Origin of the sequence: Pseudomonas sp. IT-P171 (genome assembly GCF_949767765.1) — a bacterium.
GTDB lineage: Bacteria > Pseudomonadota > Gammaproteobacteria > Pseudomonadales > Pseudomonadaceae > Aquipseudomonas > Aquipseudomonas fluorescens_B.
The window spans coordinates 59556-83643 of sequence record NZ_CATKQN010000013.1; the positions used below are offsets into that span (position 1 = coordinate 59556).

24 protein-coding genes are annotated in these 24088 nt (G+C 60.1%); 19 read left to right on the top strand and 5 right to left on the bottom strand.

Annotation, left to right across the window (positions count from 1 at the left end):
• The first annotated feature begins 81 nt into the window (after positions 1 to 81).
• Genes ACM6I5_RS13235 through ACM6I5_RS13245 form a run of 3 tightly spaced genes read left to right on the top strand, consistent with a single transcriptional unit; the run spans position 82 to position 2538 of the window.
• Positions 82 to 1101, top strand: a complete 1020-nt coding sequence (locus tag ACM6I5_RS13235) for an aminoglycoside phosphotransferase family protein (protein ID WP_017341111.1) — start codon at positions 82 to 84, stop codon at positions 1099 to 1101.
• Positions 1098 to 1769 carry an N-acetylmuramate alpha-1-phosphate uridylyltransferase MurU gene (gene murU, locus ACM6I5_RS13240; RefSeq protein ID WP_017341110.1) on the top strand — a complete coding sequence of 224 codons (672 nt, stop codon included), beginning with the start codon at positions 1098 to 1100 and terminating at the stop codon, positions 1767 to 1769. The genes ACM6I5_RS13235 and murU overlap by 4 nt, the downstream gene beginning before the upstream one ends.
• 1 nt (position 1770) lies before the next feature.
• Positions 1771 to 2538 (top strand): DnaJ domain-containing protein, encoded by a 768-nt coding sequence (locus ACM6I5_RS13245; protein WP_017341109.1) that lies wholly within the window; start codon positions 1771 to 1773, stop codon positions 2536 to 2538.
• A 69-nt stretch (positions 2539 to 2607) separates the two neighbouring features.
• Here ACM6I5_RS13245 and ACM6I5_RS13250 read toward each other — a convergent pair whose 3' ends face one another.
• On the bottom strand, positions 2608 to 3597 hold the full coding sequence (locus ACM6I5_RS13250) for an alpha/beta hydrolase family protein (protein WP_414884038.1): 990 nt from the start codon (positions 3595 to 3597) through the stop codon (positions 2608 to 2610).
• Positions 3598 to 3670: 73 nt separating this feature from the next.
• On the opposite strand from ACM6I5_RS13250, the gene ACM6I5_RS13255 reads away from it, so the two are divergent.
• From ACM6I5_RS13255 to ACM6I5_RS13320, 14 genes are all read left to right on the top strand, one after another.
• Entirely contained in the window at positions 3671 to 6064 is a 2394-nt protein-coding gene (locus ACM6I5_RS13255; protein ID WP_414884039.1) for a PAS domain S-box protein, read from the top strand.
• Positions 6065 to 6167: 103 nt separating this feature from the next.
• Positions 6168 to 6797: a response regulator transcription factor gene (locus tag ACM6I5_RS13260; RefSeq protein ID WP_017341106.1), complete on the top strand. Its 630-nt coding sequence runs from the start codon at positions 6168 to 6170 to the stop codon at positions 6795 to 6797.
• A 280-nt stretch (positions 6798 to 7077) separates the two neighbouring features.
• On the top strand, positions 7078 to 8202 hold the full coding sequence (locus ACM6I5_RS13265) for an ABC transporter ATP-binding protein (protein ID WP_017341105.1): 1125 nt from the start codon (positions 7078 to 7080) through the stop codon (positions 8200 to 8202).
• A 44-nt stretch (positions 8203 to 8246) separates the two neighbouring features.
• Positions 8247 to 9290: an ABC transporter substrate-binding protein gene (locus tag ACM6I5_RS13270; RefSeq protein ID WP_017341104.1), complete on the top strand. Its 1044-nt coding sequence runs from the start codon at positions 8247 to 8249 to the stop codon at positions 9288 to 9290.
• A gap of 196 nt (positions 9291 to 9486) precedes the next feature.
• Positions 9487 to 10734: an ABC transporter permease gene (locus ACM6I5_RS13275; protein WP_017341103.1), complete on the top strand. Its 1248-nt coding sequence runs from the start codon at positions 9487 to 9489 to the stop codon at positions 10732 to 10734.
• Between the two features lie 12 nt (positions 10735 to 10746).
• A complete protein-coding gene (locus ACM6I5_RS13280; protein WP_017341102.1) occupies positions 10747 to 11571 on the top strand; it encodes an ABC transporter permease in 825 nt (274 codons plus the stop codon).
• Between the two features lie 219 nt (positions 11572 to 11790).
• Positions 11791 to 12939 carry an iron-containing alcohol dehydrogenase gene (locus ACM6I5_RS13285; protein WP_414879257.1) on the top strand — a complete coding sequence of 383 codons (1149 nt, stop codon included), beginning with the start codon at positions 11791 to 11793 and terminating at the stop codon, positions 12937 to 12939.
• Positions 12940 to 13018: 79 nt separating this feature from the next.
• Positions 13019 to 13693: a ribulose-phosphate 3-epimerase gene (gene rpe / locus ACM6I5_RS13290; RefSeq protein ID WP_008035979.1), complete on the top strand. Its 675-nt coding sequence runs from the start codon at positions 13019 to 13021 to the stop codon at positions 13691 to 13693.
• On the top strand, positions 13690 to 14508 hold the full coding sequence (locus ACM6I5_RS13295; protein WP_017341100.1) for a phosphoglycolate phosphatase: 819 nt from the start codon (positions 13690 to 13692) through the stop codon (positions 14506 to 14508). Before rpe ends, ACM6I5_RS13295 begins: the two co-directional genes overlap by 4 nt.
• A 71-nt stretch (positions 14509 to 14579) precedes the next feature.
• Positions 14580 to 16061, top strand: coding sequence for an anthranilate synthase component I (gene trpE, locus ACM6I5_RS13300; protein WP_414884040.1), 1482 nt, complete (start codon positions 14580 to 14582; stop codon positions 16059 to 16061).
• 114 nt (positions 16062 to 16175) lie between these two features.
• Complete coding sequence (locus ACM6I5_RS13305) at positions 16176 to 16769, top strand: aminodeoxychorismate/anthranilate synthase component II (RefSeq protein ID WP_150634269.1); 594 nt, start codon at positions 16176 to 16178, stop codon at positions 16767 to 16769.
• Between the two features lie 9 nt (positions 16770 to 16778).
• Entirely contained in the window at positions 16779 to 17828 is a 1050-nt protein-coding gene (gene trpD / locus ACM6I5_RS13310; RefSeq protein ID WP_017341097.1) for an anthranilate phosphoribosyltransferase, read from the top strand.
• Positions 17825 to 18661, top strand: coding sequence for an indole-3-glycerol phosphate synthase TrpC (gene trpC / locus ACM6I5_RS13315; protein ID WP_017341096.1), 837 nt, complete (start codon positions 17825 to 17827; stop codon positions 18659 to 18661). The genes trpD and trpC overlap by 4 nt, the downstream gene beginning before the upstream one ends.
• A 155-nt stretch (positions 18662 to 18816) precedes the next feature.
• Positions 18817 to 19518, top strand: a complete 702-nt coding sequence (locus ACM6I5_RS13320) for a biotin/lipoate A/B protein ligase family protein (RefSeq protein WP_414884041.1) — start codon at positions 18817 to 18819, stop codon at positions 19516 to 19518.
• Here ACM6I5_RS13320 and crp read toward each other — a convergent pair.
• A complete protein-coding gene (crp, locus tag ACM6I5_RS13325; protein ID WP_017341094.1) occupies positions 19515 to 20159 on the bottom strand; it encodes a cAMP-activated global transcriptional regulator CRP in 645 nt (214 codons plus the stop codon). The two genes, ACM6I5_RS13320 and crp, sit on opposite strands and share 4 nt — an antisense overlap.
• Before the next feature lie 230 nt (positions 20160 to 20389).
• On the opposite strand from crp, the gene ACM6I5_RS13330 reads away from it, so the two are divergent.
• Positions 20390 to 20812, top strand: a complete 423-nt coding sequence (locus ACM6I5_RS13330; protein WP_007941657.1) for an OsmC family protein — start codon at positions 20390 to 20392, stop codon at positions 20810 to 20812.
• Between the two features lie 239 nt (positions 20813 to 21051).
• A complete protein-coding gene (gene speD, locus ACM6I5_RS13335; protein WP_017341093.1) occupies positions 21052 to 21846 on the top strand; it encodes an adenosylmethionine decarboxylase in 795 nt (264 codons plus the stop codon).
• Positions 21847 to 21946: 100 nt separating this feature from the next.
• On the opposite strand, the gene coq7 is transcribed toward speD, so the two are convergent.
• From coq7 to ACM6I5_RS13350, 3 genes are all read right to left on the bottom strand, one after another.
• Complete coding sequence (gene coq7 / locus ACM6I5_RS13340; protein WP_017341092.1) at positions 21947 to 22594, bottom strand: 2-polyprenyl-3-methyl-6-methoxy-1,4-benzoquinone monooxygenase; 648 nt, start codon at positions 22592 to 22594, stop codon at positions 21947 to 21949.
• Positions 22595 to 22852: 258 nt separating this feature from the next.
• Positions 22853 to 23191 (bottom strand): histidine triad nucleotide-binding protein, encoded by a 339-nt coding sequence (locus ACM6I5_RS13345; protein ID WP_017341091.1) that lies wholly within the window; start codon positions 23189 to 23191, stop codon positions 22853 to 22855.
• Positions 23192 to 23272: 81 nt separating this feature from the next.
• Positions 23273 to 24061: an SDR family NAD(P)-dependent oxidoreductase gene (locus tag ACM6I5_RS13350; RefSeq protein ID WP_017341090.1), complete on the bottom strand. Its 789-nt coding sequence runs from the start codon at positions 24059 to 24061 to the stop codon at positions 23273 to 23275.
• Positions 24062 to 24088: the final 27 nt, after the last annotated feature.

Consider the following 24088-nt stretch of genomic DNA (forward strand, 5'->3'; position numbering starts at 1 on the left):
ACGCCTCTCGATGGTCTGAAAAAGATGCTGGATAATAAAGCATGACCCGCTTGACGGCTAGCGCCGTCGGAGACCCTTGCAATGCCTGACCAAGATGTACGTTTGCAACACCTGAAAGTTTGGCTCGATGAGCAGTTGGCGACCCTCTTTGCAGAGCAAGGTTGGGGCGCCGTACCCCCGGCCACGTTGACCGCGGCCAGCAGTGATGCGAGTTTTCGGCGCTATTTTCGCTGGGAAGGCGCAGGCAGAAGTTTCGTCGTAATGGACGCGCCACCGCCCCAGGAAAACTGCAAACCCTTCGTGGATATCGCTTTTTTACTGGCGAAATCCGGAATAAATGTGCCGAAAATTTATGCCGAAGACCTCGAACGCGGTTTTCTTTTGCTCAACGACCTTGGCAACCAGACGTATCTGGATGTCATCGACAGCGAAAACGCCGACGATTTGTTCAAGGATGCCTTGCAGGCACTGCTCGCTTTTCAGCAATTGCCGATGGTTGCGCCGCTGCCGAGTTACGACGTGGCGCTGTTGCGTCGCGAGCTGGAATTGTTTCCTGAGTGGTACGTGAAGCGTGAGTTGGGCATCGAGTTCGACGCTGCGCAACAAATACTCTGGAAGAATGTGACCGAGCTGTTGATCGACAGTGCGCTGGCGCAACCCAAAGTGCTGGTGCATCGCGACTACATGCCGCGCAACCTGATGCTGAGCGAGCCGAATCCCGGTGTGCTGGATTTCCAGGACGCGGTCTACGGCCCGGTGACCTACGACGTGACCTGCCTGTTCAAGGACGCTTTCCTTAGCTGGCCCGAGGAACGTGTGCGCGGCTGGCTGGAAGATTACTGGCAGCAAGCGGGCGCCCTGGACATCCCGGTTCAGCCGGACTTCGAAGACTTCTTGCGCGCCAGTGACCTGATGGGCGTGCAGCGTCACCTGAAAGTCATCGGCATCTTCGCGCGCATCTGTCACCGCGACGGTAAACCGCGTTACCTGGCCGACGTGCCGCGGTTCTTTGCTTATATAGATGCCGTGATCGCTCGCCGCCCTGAATTGGCTGAGCTGGATGTGCTGCTCCTCAGTCTGCGTGCTGGAGCGACTGCATGAAGGCAATGATTCTGGCCGCGGGCAAGGGCGAACGCATGCGCCCGTTGACCCTGACGACGCCCAAACCGCTGGTTCGTGCCGGCGGCGTGCCATTGATCGAGTACCACTTGCGTGCGCTGGCCGCCGCCGGTTTTACCGAGATCGTGATCAACCATGCATGGTTGGGTCAGCAGATCGAAGACTATCTGGGTGATGGCTCGCCCTATGGCGTGAGCATTCAGTACTCGCCGGAAGGTGAGCCACTGGAAACCGGTGGCGGGATATTCCGTGCGTTGCCGTTGCTGGGTGATGAGGCGTTTGTGGTGGTCAACGGTGACATCTGGACCGACTACGACTTCAGCGTGCTGCATCAGCCTATCAACGGCCTTGCTCATCTGGTGCTGGCGGATAACCCGAACCACCATCCGGCGGGCGATTTCACTCTGGTCGACGGGCAAGTGCACGATGGCCAGCCTGAAACACCGACCCTGACTTACAGCGGCATCGCGGTGTTGCATCCGCAGTTGTTCGACGGCTGCTCGGCCGGCGCTTTCAAGCTTGCACCGCTGTTGCGAAAAGCCATGGCTGACGGACAGGTGACGGGTGAGCGGTTGAATGGTCGTTGGGTGGATGTCGGCACTCACGAGCGTCTGGCTGAAGTCGAAACGCTGATTGAAGCGAGTCGCTGACATGCTGTGGCCAGGGACTCTGATTGGAGCCGGAGCGGGCTTTGCCATCGCCAGCATTCCGGGGGCCATGCTCGGCGCGTTGTTGGGGCAGGCGCTGGATCGGCGTTTGAAACTGCAGAGCTGGGGGCATTTGCGCGAAGCGCTCGGTGGCCGTCCGGTGCTGCGTAACGATGAACTGCTTTTCGTGTTGCTGGGGCGGTTGGCCAAGTGTGACGGGCGGGTAGTCGAAGGTCATATCCAGCAGGCGCGTCAGGAAATGCAGGCGCTGGAAATGAGCGAGGTGGCAAAACGCCGGGCGATTATGGCGTTCAACCGCGGCAAGTCGGGGCATGACCGGTTGCGCGGCTATCTGCGGCGCTTGAGTGCACAGCCCCATGCGGCGGAAGGTGTGTTGCGCGCCTGCTGGCGGATGATCTGGGCCGATGGCCACGCCGGTCATGCCGAGCGCGAGCTGATTGCCCAATGGGGTAAATGGTTGGGCTGGAGGTCGTATCAGGTGCAGGCATTGGCGGCGGATTATGAGCCGCATAAGCAAGCGCAAGTCAGCAATGCCATCACTTATCAGCAAGCGCTGCTGATACTGGGCGTGTCCGCCACCACCGAGCCGGCGCAGATCAAACGCGCTTATCGACGTCTGCTGAGTCGCCATCATCCAGACAAGATTGCCGGCAGCGGGGCGTCGGCGTTGCAGGTGCGCGAAGCAACAGACAAGACGCGCGAATTGCATACCGCCTACACGTTGATCCGTCAGCGGCGGGATTTTCGCTAGCCGGTGAGTTCTGTATCGACAGCACTGACGCCTTCGCGGGCTTGCTCGCGAAAGGCGCACCGCGGTTTATCAGTCCGCCGGCTGAGGATTCAACCAACCCCGCACCCGCCGCACCAACTGCTCCTGCTCAGCCTTGCTATTCCCCGGCAACGCCTTGAGTGATACCTGACTGAACGCCGAAGCCTTCAGACGCTTGCTGGCCTGCAAGCGTTCCAGCGCCGCGTTGCGGTCCAGCGGCTTGTCCATGTAGAAGATGTCGGCCGTCGGCAATTTAAGGGTCGGCGTCAATTCAGCCAGTTCGGGCTTTGCCGCAACGGGCGTCTGGGCGGCGACCATCGCGAATTTCTCGACTTGCGAGGGCTGCTTCTCACTCAGGTAACGTGCGGCCCAGTACGCGCCGGTGCCATGCCCGAGCACCACAATGCGGCGAGCGCTCTGTTGTTCGGCGTAGGCAATGGCCGCATCAATGCGTGCGAAGATTCGCTCGGCGTCGGCCTTGGCCTGCTCGTCGCCGGTTTCGGCGATGGCCTTGTCGACGACTTCCGCCTCACCGCCAGCCGCTTGCTCGATAGGGGCGACGGTTGTCGAGTCCTTGCTGCCGACGTCAGGCGCCTTGGGTGTTGGCGCGACTTCGACGGTACGTGGCGCAATGGCATCGCTTTGCAGGTCGGGCAAGGTGATACTCAGGCTGCTCCACTCGGCGTCGGGCAGTTTGCGTCGCAGGGGGCTGATTGCTTGAGGCCAGTCAACGGTTTCGCCTGCGCCCGGGATGATAATCACCGCACCCTTGGGGTCAGCGGTATTGGCCGGCTTCCACAAGGCCAGAAAAGTGTCGCTGCCGGCCTGTAGCTGTTGTTGTTCCTGAGCGGGAATTTTTCGCTCAAGTGCTGTTGCTTCTTCCTGACTACGCTCAAGCAACGGCTGACGTTCGACCGGTTTTTCCTCTGCGGATTTTTCCGCGGCGGCGGGTGCGGGATCGGCGGCCTGGACGGAAAAGGCGCAAGGCAGGATCAGCGACAGGCACAATGCTGGCAGTGCCAGGCGGTAGACAGGGGGCATCGGATATTCCAGGCCAGAAGTTATTCCGGCAGCCTAATGGGTTGGTCAGTATTTGTCAGTGTGTGAGACTTCGATGAAGCGTTTTCGCTGCCTGTGGGTTATCGGCTGTTTGTGGTTTCCCTTGATGGGCTGGGCGGCGCCTGCGCCACCGACCCACGTCGCACAATTGTCCACACGTCAGCAGGAGTGGTTGGCGCAGCATGGTGAATTGCGCGTCGGACTGGTGTTGCAAGTGCCCTATGCGCAATACGATCGCCGCTTGCAGCGGCTGTCCGGGGTCAACGTCGAGTTGATGAAGTGGCTGGCCAAGTCGCTCAAGGTCGAGCTCAGCTGGCGCAACTTTCCCGACCTCGCGCAGCTGGAGGCCGCCGCCCGTGAAGGTGAAATCGACCTCGCGCCGGGGCTGGCGCAAACCCCCGGTGGCCTGCGCCTGTGGCAGTTTTCCGACCCTTACATGCGGGTGCCGCAACTGGTGGTCAGCGACCAGAAGACGGCCGGCGGGGTGGAGCTGGAAAAACTCGACAGCCAGACCCGCGTTGCCGTGCGCATGCCCAGCGCCACCGCCGATTACCTGCGCAGTAATTACCCGCACCTGAACCTCCAGGGCGTCCCGATCGAACGCCAGGCCTTGCAACTGTTGCTGAGTCAGCAGGCCAGTTACGCCGTGGTCGACGAAGCACAGTTGGGGCGGCTGTCTGTCGAGCCGGAGTTCTCCGGTCTGGTAGTGGTCGGCGACATCGGTCTGCCGCAATTGCTGCGCGTGGCCACGCGGCGGGACTGGCCGGAACTCGCCGGCATTGTCGAAAGCGCGCTGCGAGCGATCCCGGCCAAGGATCTGGAGCAACTGCACAATCAATGGCTGCAACCCAAGTACCCGCGACTGACGGAGTCCCCGGGTTTCTGGCAGAACCTCAGTCTGCTGTTGGCGGTGCTGATGCTGAGCTGTATGGCGATTGTGTTCTGGCAGCGTCGGCAGCAGCACAGCCTGGAGCATCGTCTGTTAGCGGCGCGGGAAGACATTGCCTTGCGAGCCGCCAGTGAGGAAGCGTTGCGCCTCACGCAGTTTTCCATCGATCAGAGCACCGTCGGCATTCTCTGGGTCAACTGGGACAGCCATGTGCGCTATGCCAACCGGGCCGCCGAAACCATGCTCGGCTATCCGGCGGGCGGCATTATTGACCGACCGCTGATCGACTTCGAGCCCGGTCTGCACATGGACCGCTGGCTGAACCTGTGGAAACGCGCCCGCGCCAGCGAAGAAGGCCCGCAAAGTTTCGAAACCAATTGCCTGCGGGCCGATGGCAGCCTTTTGCCGACGGATGTGTCGTTGAGCTTCTTGCGTTTCCGCGACGGCGAATACCTGGTGGTCTACCTCAATGACGTGACAGAGCGCCGTCGCGCCCTGGCCGCGTTGCAGGAAAGCGAGGCACGCCTGCAAGGGATCGCCGCCAACGTGCCGGGATTGGTCTTTCGCCTGGAGCGGGCGCCGGTGACGGGGCAAATCGACTTTGCCTACATCAGCGAAGGCAGCGAGAGCCTGGTGGGTTATTCGCCGGCGACCCTGGCCCATCGCGACAAGGGGCTGCGCAGCCTGGTGCACCCGGACGACAAGGCCAGCTACCACCGGACGCAGGATCACGCCCTGGACACTGACAGCGACTGGTCCTGGCAGGGGCGGATTCTCACGCGTCAGGGCGAGCAGCGCTGGGCCGAGATCAAAGCCATCACTCGGCGTCTCGAAGATGGCGCCTATGTCTGGGACGGTATCGTCTGGGACATCAGCGAGAGCAAGCGTATCGAACTGGAACTGGCCAGCTCCCGCGAGCAACTGCGTGAGTTGTCGGCGCACCTGGAGAGCGTGCGGGAAGAGGAAAAGGGCCGTATCGCCCGGGAAGTTCACGACGAGCTGGGTCAGATGTTGACCGTGTTGAAGCTGGAAACGTCCATGTGCGAATTGGCCTACGCCCAGCTCGACCCTGGTCTGAACGAACGATTGAATAGCATGAAGCGCTTGATCGCTCAGCTGTTCCAGCTGGTGCGCGATGTTGCTACAGCGCTGCGCCCACCGATTCTCGATGCCGGCATTGCCTCGGCCATCGAATGGCAGGCCCGACGCTTCGAGGCGCGCACGCAGATTCCATGTCTGGTGCAGGTGCCGGACAACTTGCCGGTGCTCAGTGATGCCAAGGCGATTGGCCTGTTCCGGATCCTTCAGGAGGCGCTGACCAATGTCATGCGCCATGCCCAGGCGCATACTGTCGAACTGACGTTGGCGCTGGAAGGTGACGAGTTGTGCCTGACCGTCAGCGATGATGGCGTAGGATTTGTCCCCGCTAGCGGAAGGCCGACATCCTTTGGGGTTGTCGGTATGCGCGAGCGGGTGTTGATCATGGGTGGGCAGTTGTCGCTTGAAAGTGAGCCGGGTGAGGGCACGACCCTGAGTGTGCGCGTGCCGCTGGACCGCTAAAAGATCGCAGCCTTCGGCAGCTCCTGCGCTGAGCGCCTACCCCTGTAGGAGCTGCCGAAGGCTGCGATCTTTTGGCGACAAGGCAATTATTGAGGAGAGGCAAGTGATCCGTGTACTGGTAGCCGAAGACCACACCATCGTTCGCGAAGGCATTAAACAATTGATCGGCCTGGCCAAGGATTTGCTGGTAGTGGGGGAGGCGAGCAATGGCGAGCAGTTGCTCGAGACCTTGCGCCATGTTCCCTGCGAAGTGGTGTTGCTGGATATCTCCATGCCTGGGGTCAATGGTCTGGAAGCGATCCCACGGATCCGTGCGTTGAACAATCCGCCCGCAATCCTGGTGTTGTCGATGCACGACGAGGCGCAAATGGCTGCGCGGGCCTTGAAGGTCGGTGCTGCAGGCTACGCAACCAAGGACAGCGACCCCGCGCTGCTGCTGACGGCGATCCGCAAAGTCGCGGCGGGCGGGCGTTACATCGACCCGGAGCTGGCCGACCGCATGGTCTTCGAAGTCGGCCTGACCGATTCGCGGCCGCTGCATTCATTGTTGTCGGAGCGTGAATTCTCGGTGTTCGAACGCCTGGCCCAGGGCGCCAACGTCAACGAAATCGCCCAGCAACTGGCCTTGAGCAGCAAGACCATCAGCACCCACAAGGCGCGGCTGATGCAGAAACTCAACATCACCTCCTTGGCCGAACTGGTGAAGTACGCGATGGAGCACAAGCTCCTCTGAAAACTGTTCGCGATCACCCGCAGGAGCTGTCGAAGGGACTATGTCGGCATGTCCATTTGCGACATGCCTCCAGCGCCGCTTTTACCGGTTCTTGCGGTTTGCAGCTCACCGCCTGTCGCTATCCCGAATCGACATATCCATCCCCGCCATCCTTGTAGGGCAATCCCTACCCCCAACCTTCCATCCGGCTGAGGCGATTCTCTCCTGCGCCCCGATTTGCGTGGTCACCAGCGTCCACTAGGCTTAGCCCACAGCAGTCATCAACAACAAAGGTGTGGGTATGAGCCAGGTCGATTCAAACGCAGGGGCCAGCGACATTCTGGTCAGCTTTCGTGGAGTGCAGAAGAGCTACGACGGCGAGAACCTGATCGTCAAAGACCTCAACCTGGATATTCGCAAAGGCGAGTTCCTCACCTTGCTAGGGCCGTCCGGCTCGGGCAAGACCACTAGCCTGATGATGCTCGCCGGTTTCGAAACGCCAACCGCCGGCGAAATTCTCCTGGCCGGGCGTGCCATCAACAACGTGCCGCCGCACAAGCGCGACATCGGCATGGTGTTCCAGAACTACGCATTGTTCCCGCACATGACCGTCGCCGAGAACCTCGCGTTTCCGCTGACCGTGCGCGGCTTGAACAAGAGCGATGTCAGTGACCGGGTCAAACGTGTCCTGAGCATGGTTCAGCTCGACACCTTCGCCCAGCGCTATCCGGCGCAACTGTCCGGCGGTCAGCAACAGCGTGTGGCTTTGGCCCGTGCGCTGGTGTTCGAGCCGCAACTGGTGTTGATGGACGAACCCCTCGGCGCACTCGACAAACAACTGCGCGAACACATGCAGATGGAAATCAAACACCTGCACCAGCGCCTCGGCGTGACCGTGGTCTACGTGACCCACGATCAGGGCGAAGCGTTGACCATGTCCGACCGCGTGGCCGTGTTCCATCAGGGCGAAATCCAGCAGATCGCCCCGCCACGCAGCCTCTACGAAGAACCGAAGAACACCTTCGTCGCCAACTTCATCGGCGAGAACAACCGTCTCAATGGCCGTCTGCACAGCCAGACCGGCGACCGTTGCGTGGTCGAGCTCGGTCGCGGTGAAAAGGTTGAAGCGCTGGCGGTCAACGTCGGCAAGACCGGCGAACCCGTCACGCTGTCGATTCGTCCGGAACGCGTGAGCCTCAATGGTTCGAGCGAGTCCTGCGTCAACCGCTTCTCAGGGAGGGTGGCGGAATTCATCTATCTGGGCGACCACGTCCGGGTTCGCCTGGAAGTCTGTGGCAAGACCGACTTCTTCGTGAAACAACCGATTGCCGAGCTCGATCCCGCGCTCGCTGTTGGCGACGTGGTACCGCTTGGCTGGCAAGTCGAACACGTTCGCGCGCTCGACCCACTTTTAGAGGCGAACTGATCGCCCCCTGCTTCAACCAACCCTGCACGTGGAGAGAACAATAAATGTTGAGATCCCTGAAATTCACCGCCCTGGTCATGGGCATGATGGGTGCGGCACACGCGATGGCGGCGGGCCCGGACCTGACCGTGGTGTCCTTTGGCGGGGCGAACAAGGCTGCGCAGGTCAAAGCCTTCTACGCACCGTGGGAAGCGGCGGGTAACGGCAAGATTGTCGCCGGCGAGTACAACGGCGAGATGGCCAAGGTCAAAGCCATGGTCGACACCAAGAGCGTGTCCTGGGACCTGGTGGAAGTTGAATCGCCAGAATTGTCCCGTGGTTGCGACGAAGACATGTTCGAGCAACTCGACCCGGCGCTGTTCGGCAAGACCGAAGATTACGTCAAAGGCGCCATCCAGCCTTGCGGCGTGGGTTTCTTCGTGTGGTCGACCGTGTTGGCCTACAACGCCGACAAGCTGAAAAGCGCACCAACCAGCTGGGTGGATTTCTGGGACACCAAGAAATTCCCGGGCAAGCGTGGCCTGCGTAAAGGCGCCAAGTACACCCTGGAATTTGCTCTGATGGCCGACGGCGTTGCGCCGAAGGACGTCTACAAAGTGCTGGCCGGCAAAGACGGTCAGGACCGCGCGTTCAAAAAGCTCGATGAGCTCAAACCAAGCATTCAGTGGTGGGAAGCTGGCGCGCAACCGCCGCAGTACCTCGCTTCCGGTGACGTGGTCATGAGCTCGGCCTACAACGGGCGGATTGCAGCGGTACAGAAAGAAAGCAATTTGAAAGTCGTGTGGAACGGCGGTATCTACGACTTCGACGCATGGGCGATTCCAAAAGGCCTGGACAAGGCTCGTGCTGAAGCGGCGAAGAAATTCATCGCGTTCTCGGTACAACCACAGCAGCAGAAGACCTATTCGGAAAACATCGCCTACGGCCCGGCCAACACCCAGGCTGTTCCGTTGCTGGCCAAGGATGTCCTGAAAGACATGCCTACCACTCCGGAAAACATCGCCAACCAGGTGCAGATCGACGTCAGCTTCTGGGCTGACAACGGCGAGCAACTGGAACAGCGCTTCAATTCCTGGGCTGCGAAGTAAGCAGAGGGCTCGCCCTCCTGTGAGGGCGAGCTTTTGTGGCGAGGGAGCTTGCTCCCGCTTGAGTGCGCAGCACTCACAGAATTAGCCGTTTTCAGCAGAATTTTGGGGCCGCTTCGCAGCCCAGCGCGAGCAAGCTCGCTCGCCACACCAGTTCGCTCCCACTTCAACGAATGATCAAAGATTTCCGGAGTACGCCATGGCCACCGCCATTCCCCTGAACGCGGGCACTGACCCCACCTTGAAGCAGCGGCTCAAGCACGCCGAGCGGATCAATCGCTGGAAGGCCCAGGCCTTGATCGCGCCGCTGGTGCTGTTTCTGTTGCTGGTGTTCCTGGTGCCGATCGTGGCGCTGCTCTACAAAAGCGTGGGCAACCCGGAAGTGGTCGGCGGCATGCCGCGCACCGTGGCGGCCATTGCCGGTTGGGACGGCCGCGGCCTGCCCGCTGAACCGGTGTACAAAGCGGCCAGCGAAGACCTCGCTGAAGCGCGCAAGAATCAGACCTTGGGCGACCTGTCCAAGCGGTTGAACATGGAGTTGGCCGGCTACCGCAGCCTGCTGACCAAAACCGCTCGCGCCTTGCCGTTCGCCACCGAACCGGCCTCTTATAAAGAAGCGCTGGAAGGTCTCGACGAACGCTGGGGCGACCCGGCCTACTGGCAAGCGGTTCGTCGCAACACCAGCAATATCACGCCGTACTACCTGCTGGCAGCGGTCGATCACCGCATCGACGACCTCGGCGAAATCGCCCCGGCCACGCCCGATCAGGCGATCTACCTCGACATCTTCGCCCGGACCTTCTGGATGGGCCTGATCATCACCACCATTTGCCTGGTACTCGCCTATCCATTGGCTTACCTGCTGGCAAACTTGCCTTCGCGCCAAAGTAACCTGTTGATGATTTTGGTGCTGCTGCCGTTCTGGACTTCGATCCTGGTCCGGGTTGCCGCGTGGATCGTGTTGCTGCAATCAGGCGGTTTGATCAATAGCGGCCTGATGGCCATGGGCATCATCGATAAACCGCTGGAGCTGGTGTTCAACCGCACCGGGGTCTACATCTCGATGGTGCACATCCTGCTGCCGTTCATGATTCTGCCGATCTACAGCGTCATGAAAGGCATCTCGCCGACCTACATGCGCGCCGCGATTTCCCTCGGCTGCCACCCGTTCGCCAGCTTCTGGCGGGTCTACTTCCCGCAGACCTATGCGGGTGTCGGTGCCGGTTGCCTGTTGGTGTTCATCCTCGCCATCGGCTACTACATCACCCCGGCGTTGCTGGGCAGCCCGAACGATCAGATGGTCAGCTATTTCGTCGCCTTCTACACCAACACCAGCATCAACTGGGGCATGGCGACTGCGCTCGGTGGGCTGTTGCTGTTGGCGACCGTGGTGCTTTATCTGATTTACAGCTGGCTGGTGGGCGCCAGTCGCCTGCGCCTGAGCTAAGGGGAGAATGAAATGCTGAGTCCTTATATGTCGCCCATCGAACGGGTGTGGTTCTACAGCTTGCGGATTCTCTGCGGCTTGATTCTGTTGTTCCTGATTCTGCCGGTGCTGGTGATCATTCCGCTGTCGTTCAACTCGGGCAGTTTCCTGGTGTACCCGCTGCAAGGATTCTCGTTGCACTGGTATCAGGATTTCTTCACCTCGGCGGAATGGATGCGCGCATTGAAGAACAGCATCATCGTCGCCCCGGCAGCGACCGTGCTGGCGATGATCTTCGGTACGCTGGCGGCGATTGGCCTGACCCGCGGCGACTTCCCGGGCAAGCCGCTGGTGATGGCGCTGGTGATTTCGCCGATGGTGGTGCCGGTGGTGATCATTGGTGTGGCCAGCTATTTGTTCTTTGCACCGCTGGGGCTGGGCAACAGCTTCTTCTCGCTGATCGTGGTGCATGCGGTGCTGGGTGTGCCGTTCGTGATTATCACGGTGTCGGCGACGTTGCAGGGTTTCAACCAGAACCTGGTGCGGGCCGCCGCAAGTCTGGGGGCGTCGCCGCTGACCGCGTTCCGTCGCGTGACCTTGCCGCTGATTGCGCCCGGCGTGATCTCCGGCGCGCTGTTTGCCTTTGCGACCTCGTTCGATGAGGTGGTGGTGACGCTGTTTCTCGCCGGTCCCGAGCAGGCAACCTTGCCACGGCAGATGTTCAGCGGTATCCGCGAAAACCTCAGCCCGACCATTGCCGCCGCGGCAACGCTGCTGATTGCGTTCTCGGTGATCCTGCTGCTGACCCTGGAATGGCTGCGTGGCCGCAGCGAAAAACTGCGCACTGCCCAGGTCTAAACCCACACACCATCTCCTGTGTGAGCGAGCCTGCTCGCGATGACGGACTGACATTCAATATTGATGTCGACTGATACTCCGCTATCGCGAGCAGGCTCGCTCCCACAGGAATTCAAGGTGTTTCGGGATGTTGGGGCATTCACAACCTGAATAGCAGACAAACCCCAATCCCCAGCTACTATTGTGCCCAGCTCCCCTATCTATAAGAGGCTGCGCACGATGAGTCTTTCCTCTTTCAAAATCGCCCACAAACTGATCACCGGCGCGGCTGCCATCGAGCAACTGTCCGCCGAGCTCACGCGCCTGGATATCGACAACCCGCTGATCGTCACCGACGCCGCGCTCGTCAAGTCCGGTACGGTCGCGCTGGCGCTGGCCCAGCTGGGTGATCGGAGCTACGAGATTTTCGACCGTGTGTTGCCGGACCCGGAAATCGCCATCGTCGAAGACTGCATGCGCGTTTACCGTGAAGGCGGGCATGACGGGCTGATCGGTCTGGGCGGCGGCAGTGCGATCGACATTGCCAAAAGCGTCGCGGCCTACGCCGGTTACCACGGCGAGCTGGAAGATCTGTTCGGCATCGACCAGGTGCCACGCAAAGGCCCACCGCTGATCGCCATCCCGACTACCGCCGGCACCGGCTCGGAAGTGACCAACGTCGCGATCCTTTCCGACAAGGTTGCGCAGTTGAAAAAGGGCATCGTCAGCGACTATCTGTTGCCGGACGTGGCGCTGGTCAGCCCGCAAATGACCCTGACATGCCCGCGCAGCGTCACCGCCGCCAGTGGCGTCGACGCGCTGGTGCACGCCATCGAGTCTTATTTGTCCCTCAATGCTTCAGCCATTACCGACGCACTGGCCATCGGCGCGATCAAGTTGATCACCAAAGCGTTACCCAAGGCCTACGCGAACCCCTCCAATCTGCAGGCGCGCGAGGACATGGCCACCGCCAGCCTGATGGCGGGGATGGCATTCGGCAATGCCGGCGTCGGCGCGGTGCATGCGCTGGCGTATCCGCTGGGCGGTCGTTTCAACATCGCCCACGGTGTCAGTAACGCCTTGTTGCTGCCGTATGTCATGACCTGGAACAAAATGGCCTGCGTCGAGCGCATGCAGGATATTGCCGAAGCCATGGGGGTGAAGACCGCTCATCTGAGCGCCAATGACGCCGCGGACAAAGCCGTCGAGGCGATGACCGCATTGTGCGCCGCCGTGGAAATCCCGCCGGGCCTGCGCAGTTTCGGCGTCCCCGAGGATGCGATCCCGGCCATGGCCGTGGAAGCGGCGGGGATCGAGCGGCTGATGCGCAATAATCCGCGCAAATTGAGCGCGATTGATATCGAGAAGATCTACCGCGCGGCTTACTGATTATCGCGTCACGGTGCGCGCGCCAAAGCATGAGGTATACAATGCGCGCCATCGTGATTCTGCTCAGAAAAGGTGCGTCATGCAGCCCTTCGTAATTGCTCCATCGATTCTCTCCGCCGACTTCGCCCGCCTGGGGGAGGAAGTGGACAACGTTCTGGCCGCCGGCGCCGACTTCGTGCACTTCGATGTCATGGACAACCACTACGTGCCGAACCTGACCATCGGCCCGATGGTCTGCGCCGCACTGCGCAAGTACGGCGTGACCGCGCCGATCGACGCGCACCTGATGGTCAGCCCGGTGGACCGCATCGTCGGTGACTTCATTGAAGCCGGCGCGACCTACATCACCTTCCACCCGGAGGCGACGCAGCACGTCGACCGTTCCCTGCAACTGATCCGCGAGGGCGGCTGCAAGTCGGGCCTGGTGTTCAACCCGGCGACCCCGCTGGACGTGCTCAAGTACGTGATGGACAAGGTCGACATGATTCTGCTGATGAGCGTCAACCCGGGCTTCGGCGGGCAGAAATTCATCCCCGGCACCCTCGACAAACTGCGCGAAGCTCGCGCATTGATCGATGCCTCGGGCCGTGACATCCGCCTGGAAATCGACGGCGGCGTGAACGTGAACAACATTCGTGAAATCGCGGCGGCTGGCGCTGACACCTTCGTGGCCGGCTCGGCGATCTTCAATGCGCCGAACTACCAGGAAGTCATCGAGAAGATGCGTTCCGAACTGGCGCTGGCCCGCCCATGAGCGGCTTTGAGCAGCTGTTCCCGGGGCGTCTGCCACGGCTGGTGATGTTCGATCTGGACGGCACGCTGGTCGATTCGGTCCCAGACCTCGCCGCGGCGGTGGATAACATGCTGCTCAATCTCGGGCGTCGGCCTGTCGGCATCGAATCGGTGCGTGACTGGGTCGGTAACGGCGTGCAGATGCTGGTGCGCCGGGCCCTGGCCAATCACATCGACGCCGAGGGTGTCGATGAGGTCGAAGCCGAACATGCCCTGGAATTGTTCAACGGCTTTTATGAGGACGGTCACGACCTGACGGTGGTTTACCCCGGCGTGCGTGACACCCTCAAGTGGCTGAACAAACAAGGCGTGGAAATGGCCCTGATCACCAACAAGCCGGAGCGCTTCGTCGCGCCGTTGCTGGATCAGATGAAGATCGGCCGCTATTTCAAATGGATCATCGGCGGCGACACCCTGCCGCAGAAGAAACCCGACCCGGCCGCGCTGTTTTTCGTGATGAAAATGGCCAACATTCCGGCGTCGCAATCGTTGTTCGTCGGTGACTCGCGCAGCGATGTGCTGGCGGCGAAAGCGGCGGGGGTCAAATGTGTGGCGCTCAGTTACGGCTACAACCATGGCCGGCCGATTGCCGAAGAGTCACCGGCGCTGGTCATCGACGACCTGCGCAAGCTAATTCCCGGTTGCCTGGATCCGGCCGCTGAGATAACGTTGGCCGACGCTGTTCAACCCCCTTCTGGAAACGCCATCGTGGTGGTCACTCGCAAACTCTGGATGAAAGTCATCAAGGCCCTGGCCCGCTGGCGTTGGCGCGCCTGACTTGTTCCTGGCCGGTTTACCGGCGCGTTTGCATACCTGACTGTTAGCACCTCAAGCCACGAGGCTACCCCATGATCCGCGAAGAATTCCTGCGTTTGGCCGCTGCTGGCTATAACCGCATCCCGCTTGCCTGCGAAACCCTGGCCGACTTCGACACGCCGCTGTCGATCTACCTGAAACTGGCTGACGAACCCAATTCCTACCTGCTCGAATCGGTGCAGGGCGGGGAGAAATGGGGCCGTTACTCGATCATCGGCCTGCCGTGCCGCACCGTGCTGCGGGTTCATGATCATCACGTCAGCGTGACCCATGATGGCGTCGAGATCGAAAGCCATGAGGCGGAAGATCCGCTGGCCTTCGTTGAAGAGTTCAAGGCCCGCTACAACGTACCGACCATCCCCGGCCTGCCGCGCTTCAACGGTGGCCTGGTGGGTTACTTCGGCTACGACTGCGTGCGCTATGTGGAGAAGCGTCTGGGCAAGTGCCCGAACCCGGATCCGCTGGGCGTACCGGACATTCTGCTGATGGTGTCCGATGCGGTGGTGGTGTTCGACAACCTCGCCGGCAAGATGCACGCGATTGTCCTGGCCGACCCGTCGCAGGACGATGCCTTCGAGCAAGGTCAGGCGCGCCTGGAAGAGCTGCTGGAAAAACTCCGCCAGCCGATCACCCCACGCCGCGGCCTGGATTTCAGCAAGCAGCAATCGGCTGATCCAGTGTTCCGCTCCAGTTTCACCCAGGACGATTACGAAAAAGCCGTCGACACCATCAAGGAATACATCCTGGCCGGTGACTGCATGCAGGTCGTGCCGTCCCAGCGCATGTCGATCGACTTCAAGGCTGCGCCGATTGATTTGTACCGGGCGCTGCGCTGCTTCAACCCGACGCCTTACATGTACTTCTTCAACTTCGGCGACTTCCACGTCGTCGGCAGTTCGCCGGAAGTGCTGGTGCGGGTCGAGGACAACCTGATCACCGTGCGCCCGATCGCCGGCACGCGTCCGCGCGGGGCCAACGAAGAAGCCGATCTTGCACTGGAAAAAGACCTGCTGTCCGACGACAAGGAAATTGCCGAGCACTTGATGCTGATCGACCTGGGTCGTAACGACACCGGTCGCGTCTCGGAAATCGGTTCTGTGAAACTCACCGAAAAAATGGTCATCGAGCGTTATTCCAACGTGATGCACATCGTGTCCAACGTCACTGGCCAACTGAAGGCCGGGCTGACGGCGATGGACGCATTGCGAGCAATCCTGCCGGCGGGCACCTTGTCCGGCGCGCCGAAGATTCGCGCGATGGAAATCATCGACGAACTGGAACCGGTCAAGCGTGGCGTCTACGGCGGCGCGGTCGGTTACTTCGCCTGGAACGGCAACATGGACACCGCGATTGCCATTCGCACCGCGGTGATCAAGAACGGCGAACTGCACGTGCAGGCCGGTGGCGGCATCGTTGCCGACTCGGTGCCGGCGCTGGAATGGGAAGAAACCCTGAACAAGCGCCGTGCAATGTTCCGTGCAGTCGCCCTGGCTGAACAAACCCCGGAAAGCTGACCGATGAACGTGCCCCGTATGCCATGCCGCTTTGCCTGACAAAGCGCTGGACGCTGCGGGTCGCTCATTCGAAGGCAGTCTTTATAGTCAGTGAATTCAAGAGGTTCTCAAGCCATGTTGCTGATGATCGATAACTACGACTCTTTTACTTACAACGTTGTGCAGTACCTGGGCGAGCTCGGGGCCGAGGTCAAAGTCGTGCGCAACGATGAACTCACCATCGCCGAAATCGAAGCCCTCAATCCTGAGCGGATCGTGGTTTCACCGGGTCCTTGCACGCCGACCGAAGCCGGTGTCTCGATTGACGTGATCAAGCATTTTGGCGGCAAATTGCCGATTCTGGGTGTGTGCCTCGGCCATCAGTCCATCGGCCAGGCGTTTGGTGGCGACGTAGTCCGCGCCCGTCAGGTGATGCACGGCAAGACCAGCCCGGTTTTCCACGAAGACAAAGGTGTGTTCGAAGGCCTGAATCATCCGCTGACGGTTACGCGCTATCACTCGTTGATCGTCAAGCGCGAAACCCTGCCGGATTGTCTGGAACTGACCGCCTGGACCCAGCTTGAAGACGGCTCGGTCGACGAAATCATGGGCCTGCGTCACAAGACGTTGAACATCGAAGGTGTGCAGTTCCACCCTGAGTCTATCCTGACTGAGCAGGGCCACGAGCTGTTCGCCAACTTCCTCAAACAAACCGGCGGCACGCGCTAAGGACTTCCCATGAATATCAAGACAGCCCTGAGCCGAATCGTCGATCACCTCGACCTCAGCACCGAAGAGATGCGCGATGTGATGCGCGAAATCATGACCGGGCAGTGTTCGGATGCGCAGATTGGCGCGTTCATGATGGCCATGCGCATGAAGAGCGAAAGCATCGACGAGATCGTCGGCGCCGTGTCGGTCATGCGCGAGCTGGCGGACAAGGTCGACCTCAAGACCCTCGACGGCGTCGTCGATGTGGTCGGCACCGGCGGTGACGGGGCCAACATTTTCAACGTCTCGACGGCGTCTTCCTTCGTGGTGGCCGCGGCCGGTTGCACCGTGGCCAAGCACGGTAACCGTGCGGTGTCGGGCAAAAGCGGCAGCGCCGATCTGCTGGAAGCAGCGGGCATCTACCTGAACCTGACCCCGGTTCAGGTAGCGCGCTGCATCGACAACGTCGGCATCGGCTTCATGTTTGCCCAGACTCATCACAGTGCCATGAAGTACGCCGCCGGTCCGCGCAAGGATCTTGGTTTGCGTACCCTGTTCAACATGCTTGGCCCGCTTACGAATCCGGCCGGCGTGAAACATCAGGTGGTGGGCGTGTTCAGCCAGGCGCTGTGCCGGCCGTTGGCTGAAGTCTTGCAGCGTTTGGGCAGCAAGCACGTGTTGGTGGTGCACTCGAAGGATGGCCTGGACGAGTTCAGCCTGGCCGCGCCGACCTACGTGGCGGAATTGAAGAATGACCAGATCACCGAGTATTGGGTCGAACCCGAAGATTTGGGCATGAAGAGTCAGAGCCTGCACGGCCTGGCGGTGGAAAGCCCGGCCGCTTCGCTCGAGCTGATTCGCGATGCCCTCGGCAAACGCAAGACCGAGAGCGGTCAGAAGGCTGCCGAGATGATCGTGCTCAATGCCGGTGCCGCGCTATACGCCGCTGACCTGGCAAGTAGTTTGAAAGAAGGCGTTGCCCTGGCGCACGATGCGCTGCACACAGGCCTCGCCCGGGAAAAACTTGAGGAGTTGGGTGCATTTACCGCGGTATTCAAAGTGGAGAATGAGGGATGAGTGTACCGACGGTTCTGGAAAACATTCTGGCGCGCAAAGTCCAGGAAGTCGCCGAGCGTAGCGCTCGCGTGAGTCTGGCGGAGCTGGAAAGTCTGGCCAAGGCGGCCGATGCACCCCGTGGTTTTGCCAAGGCATTGATCGCGCAGGCCAAGCTGAAACAGCCGGCGGTCATTGCTGAAATCAAGAAAGCTTCGCCAAGCAAAGGCGTTATTCGCGAGAACTTCGTTCCTGCCGACATCGCCAAAAGCTACGAGAAGGGCGGCGCAACCTGCCTCTCGGTGCTCACCGATATCGATTATTTCCAGGGCGCCGATGCGTATCTGCAGCAGGCCCGGGCGGCGTGCAAACTGCCGGTGATCCGCAAGGATTTCATGATCGATCCGTACCAGATCGTCGAAGCCCGTGCATTGGGCGCTGACTGCGTGCTGTTGATCGTTTCCGCGCTGGACGACGTTAAGATGGCCGAGCTGGCGGCGGTGGCGAAAAGCGTCGGCCTCGATGTGCTGGTGGAAGTCCACGATGGTGACGAGCTGGAGCGGGCCTTGAAAACCCTCGACACGCCGCTGGTCGGCGTGAACAACCGCAACCTGCACACCTTCGACGTCAGCCTCGAAACCACCCTGGACCTGTTGCCGCGAATTCCGCGCGATCGTTTGGTGATCACTGAGAGCGGCATCCTCAATCGGGCCGATGTCGAACTGATGGAAATCAGCGACGTGTATGCGTTCCTGGTGGGCGAAGCGTTCATGCGCGCCGAAAGCCCGGGCACCGAGCTGCAGCGTCTGTTCTTCCCGGAGCGTGGTACGGCGGTGAGTGGTTCTACACTCGACTGAGTACAGATAGACAAGCCGCGGCGCCCCTTTCGCGAGCAAGCCCGCCCCCCACATCAGACCGCGCTGGTACAGACAACGCCGATCTAATGTGAGAGCGGGCTTGCTCGCGAAGGGAGCTCCAATTCCCCACGACTTCATGTCTTAAGGAGTTGTTCATGTTCAAACCGACTTCACTGACTGTCGAGGCTGGTCTCCTGGCCGAACAGGATCTATTGGCCTCAGTCTGCACCGGCGACTCGGAATTCGGTCTGCTGTTCTGGCAGCCAAGTGACAAAGCGCTGGTCATGCCACGCCGCTTGAATCGTCTGCCCAACTTCGAAGCCGCCTGCGAGGTATCTGCCGCTGCAGGCTGGCCAGTACTGTTGCGCGAAACCGGCGGCGAGCCAGTGCCGCAATCGGTATCAACCATCAACATCGCGCTGGTCTACGCGCCGCCACGCAGGGAGGGCGACCAGAATCGTATCGAAAGCGCCTATCGCCGACTCTGCGGCCCGATCTGTCAGTTGCTGGATGAACTGGGCGGCGTTTCGTCGTTGGGCGAAGTGGACGGCGCGTTTTGCGATGGCCGTTTCAACGTCAATCTCGACGGACGCAAGATGGTCGGCACCGCACAGCGCTGGCGCCAGAGCAAGGGTGGTTCACGACCGGTCGGGTTGGTGCACGGCGCCTTGTTGCTGGATAACGAGCGCGAATCGATGGTCGCGGCGGTCAATCGCTTCAACGAGGCGTGCGGTCTGGAACAGCGGGTTCGTGCCGAGAGCCACATCGCCTTGCATGAAAAGTTTGCGGCGCCCGATGCATTGGAGCGTCTCGATGCGCTCTATCGCCAGTTGCTGGCAGACATGTTCAAGGTTTAGCGCGTACCGAAGACCACCATGGTCTTGCCTTTGACGTCGACCAGGTTGCGCTCTTCCAGGTCCTTGAGCACGCGGCCAACCATCTCGCGGGAACACCCGACAATCCGCCCGATTTCCTGACGAGTCACCTTGATCTGCATGCCATCAGGGTGGGTCATCGCATCAGGCTGTTTGCACAATTCCAGCAGGCAACGGGCAACGCGGCCAGTCACGTCGAAAAATGCGAGGTCGCCGACTTTGCGTGTGGTGTTGCGCAGGCGCTGTGCGATTTGTCCGCTGAGTACGTAAAGAATGTCTGGATCCTGCTGGGACAACTCGCGAAATTTCGCGTAGCTGATTTCCGCGACTTCGCACTCGATCTTGGCGCGCACCCAGGCGCTGCGCTCCTGTTCCAGGCCGGCCTGTTCAAACAGACCCAGCTCCCCGAAAAAGTCCCCGGCGTTCAGGTAGGCGATGATCATTTCACGGCCGTCGTCATCCTCGATCAGAATGGTGACCGAGCCTTTGATGATGAAGAACAGCGTCTCCGAGCGATCACCGGCGCAAATGATGTTGCTCTTGGCCGCATAACGACGGCGCTGGCAATGCATCAACAGCTTGTCGACGTTCTTGATTTTGGGTGTAGGGGCAATAGCAACCATGGTTGTATCCCGAAAAGACTGCACGGTGTGTTTGGTTTTTTTATGAGGCACTGACGTCGGAGCGAAGCTGGCTATGCGCCAGCGAATTGGCGCCAGCTTACCAGACACTTCCTGCAATATTCGAGAATTTACCTACAAAGCCGGTGGTTATGTCTTAGGACGGCGAACGCTGTCAATCCAAGGCCCTGTGCTAAGCTGGCGACCCTTTTTTAGACAGTGGAGTCTTGGTGATGAAGGCACGCATCCAATGGGCTGGCGAAGCCATGTTCCTCGGCGAATCCGGCAGCGGTCATGTCGTGGTCATGGACGGTCCGCCCGATGCCGGTGGTCGTAACCTGGGTGTCCGGCCGATGGAAATGCTCCTGCTGGGTGTCGGCGGTTGCAGCAATTTCGATGTGGTCAGCATTCTCAAGAAGTCCCGTCAGGCCGTCGAAAGCTGCGAAGCCTTCCTCGAAGCCGAGCGTGCGACCGAGGACCCGAAGGTCTTCACCAAGATCCACATGCACTTCGTGGTCAAGGGCCGCGGGCTGAAAGAAGCCCAGGTCAAACGCGCCATCGAGTTGTCTGCCGAGAAGTATTGCTCGGCGTCGATCATGCTCGGCGCGGCCGGTGTTGCGATTACCCACGACTACGAAATCATCGAACTCGGTTGAATCGACATTCAACTATCATAAAAGCAGTGCAGACTCTGGCGATCCCAAGCTGACGTCTGCATAATGCGCCACTTTTTTCAGGGTAGTGGTCCGTCAGCCGACCGGCCGCTCGCCCGAACAGACAACCAAAATCGCCATCGCGAAGAGGTGTTAACCGTCCTACGCAGGTGCGTCGTTCGCATCTGACGGGCATGCTTGATCACGCGGCCCGGGCCGCAATACATAGAGAGTTTTTAACGGTGAAAAGCAAACTCAAGCTCCACGGGTTCAATAACCTGACAAAGACCTTGAGCTTCAACATCTATGACATCTGCTACGCGGAAACCCCGCAAGACCAGCAGGCTTACGTCGAGTACATCAATGAAGAGTACAACGCGAAACGCCTGACGCAGATCCTCACGGAAGTTGTCGATATCATTGGTGCCAACATCCTGAACATCGCCAGTCAGGACTACGATCCGCAAGGCGCCAGCGTCACGATTCTGATCTCTGAAGAGCCGGTGACCCCGACCGACAGCCAGATCGAAGAATCCCCGGGCCCGTTGCCCGAGATTATCCTGGCCCACCTCGACAAGAGCCACATCACGGTGCACACCTACCCGGAAATCCATCCGGACGACGGCATTGCGACCTTCCGTGTGGACATTGACGTGTCGACCTGTGGCGTCATTTCACCGCTCAAAGCGCTCAACTTCCTGATTCACCAGTTCGATTCGGACATTGTGACCGTGGATTATCGTGTGCGCGGTTTCACCCGTGACGTCGAAGGCAACAAGCACTTCATCGATCACGAGATCAACTCGATTCAGAACTACCTCTCCGACGACACCCGCGACGCGTACCAGATGACCGACGTGAACGTGTACCAGGAAAACCTGTTCCACACCAAAATGCTGTTGAAGAACTTCGAACTGGATAACTACCTGTTCGGTGATGCGACCAACAGCCTGTCCCCTGAGCAGCGTGCTCAAGTGACCGACCGTGTGAAACACGAAATGCTCGAAATCTTCTACGCGCGCAACATGCCGACCTAAGACTTTGAACACAAAAAAAGGCGACTACCTCACGGCAGTCGCCTTTTTTGTGTCTTGCCCCTGTAGGAGCAGCAAGCTTGCGCCTACAAAAAATCTGAAATCAGATCCGATAAGTACTCTTGGTCATCACCTTGGCCATCAAGCTCATCCCGAACTTCACCGGCGCCGGAAAACGAAAGCCCCCAGCCTCCAACGCACTTTCGGCATGGTGCTCTTCATCAATCCGCATTTGCTCAAGTATCGCCCGGGACTTTTCGTCCTCGGCCGGCAACTGCTCAAGATGTTCATTCAAATGCTTGCACACCTGATGCTCCGTTGCCGCAACGAACCCCAGGCTGACCTTGTCGCTGATCAACCCGGCTACCGCACCAATCCCGAATGACATGCCATAGAACAGCGGATTGAGAATGCTGGTGTGGCTGCCCAACTGCTTGATGCGTTGCTCGCACCAGACCAGGTGGTCAATTTCTTCTTCAGCGGCATGTTCCATGGCCGCGCGCACCTGCGGCAACTTGGCGGTCAGGGCCTGACCCTGATACAGCGCCTGGGCGCAGACTTCGCCGGTGTGGTTGATACGCATCAAACCGGCAACGTGCCGGGTGTCTTCGTCGCTCATTTGCGTTTCCGGCTGCACGATCGCGGGAGACGGACGGTACGGCTGGCCACTGAAGGGCAGCAGGGTACGCATCGCAGCATCGGCTTGCAGCAGAAGACGGTCAATCGGCGAGTAGTGACGTTGGGTAGTCATGCTGACCTCCGGGAAGAATCTCGGCGGCCAGTTTACCCCAATCGGCCAGGGAAGGTTTGCGCTGGGTCATGGGCCGGGATGAAGGGCGTGGCGGGACAGGTTTCTGTGGCGAGAGAACTTGCTCCTGTCCGACTGCGAAGCAGTCGCAATGAAGGCTGATTTGTTTTTGCTGATAAGTCGGGGGCTCAGGTTTCAGGGCCGCTACGCAGCCCCGCGGGAGCAAAAGCTCCCTCACCACAAACACCCGCAGAGCTGCAATCAACCCGGCGGCCAATGCATCTGGCGTTGACCCAGTACGTGCATATGAATGTGGTAAACAGTCTGTCCGCCTTCTTCATTGCAGTTCATGACAACGCGAAAACCTTTCTCGCAACCCAGTTCCTTTGCCAGGCGCTGGGCAGTGAACAGGATATGCCCGGCCAATGCCTTGTCGTCCTCGGTGAGGTCGTTGAGGGTGCGCACCGGTTTCTTCGGGATCACCAGAAAATGCACCGGTGCCTGTGGGGCGATGTCGTGGAAGGCCAGTACCTGGTCGTCCTCGTAAATGATCTTCGCCGGGATTTCCCGGTTGATGATCTTGGTGAACAGAGTATCCACAGCTGTTTTCTCCGTTATTTGGTCTGGCCTGAGTGTACTCATGGGTGATCCCCGCGCCCAGCCTTTTGCCTTGAAGCTTGATCAGCGCGGGCAATAGGCCTTGTTGACCATGCCTGTGAGGGTCCTGATCAACCAGCGTGAGCCAAGCCGTGGCAGGAAAGCGAGCCAGCGGTTCAGCCGGCCCGGAATAATGATGGCGCGATTCTTTTCCAGAGCCCGCACCGTATACAGCGCGACTTCCTCGGGGCTCATCAACAGTTTGCTTCGGACCAGTTTGTCGCTGTCCAACTGCGCGGTGCGGAAAAACGCGGTGCGGGTCGGACCGGGGCAGAGTACGGAAACCTTGACCGCGCATTTCTTCAGCTCGACGCGCAACCCTTCGGAGAAGTGCAGCACATAGGCTTTGCTGGCGTAGTAAGTGCTCATCCAGGGGCCGGGATGGAAGGCCGCGACCGAAGCGACATTCAGGATCTGTCCGCCACCCTGCAACGCCATGCTGTTACCGATGGCATGACACAGGCGGGTCAGGGCCAGGATGTTCACTTCGATCAGGTCTTGCTCGGTCATCCAGTCCTGCGCCAGGAAAGGGCCGCAGGTGCCGATGCCGGCGCAGTTCACCAGCAGGTCGATCTGCCGGTCACCTTCTTCCAGTTCCAGCAGAAACCCGGACAGGCGCAGTGGCTCGCCGAGGTCGCAGGCGCGGAATAACACCTCCACGCCAAAACGTTGGGTCAGTTCAATTGCAATACTTTCCAGCTGATCACGTTGTCGGGCCACCAGAATCAGGCTGCGGCCACGGCGGGCCAGCGCTTCGGCCATCGCCAGGCCGATGCCGCTGGAAGCGCCAGTGATCAGAGCGTAACGGGTCATGCAGTTCTCCATCGCAACGGCTCCGCG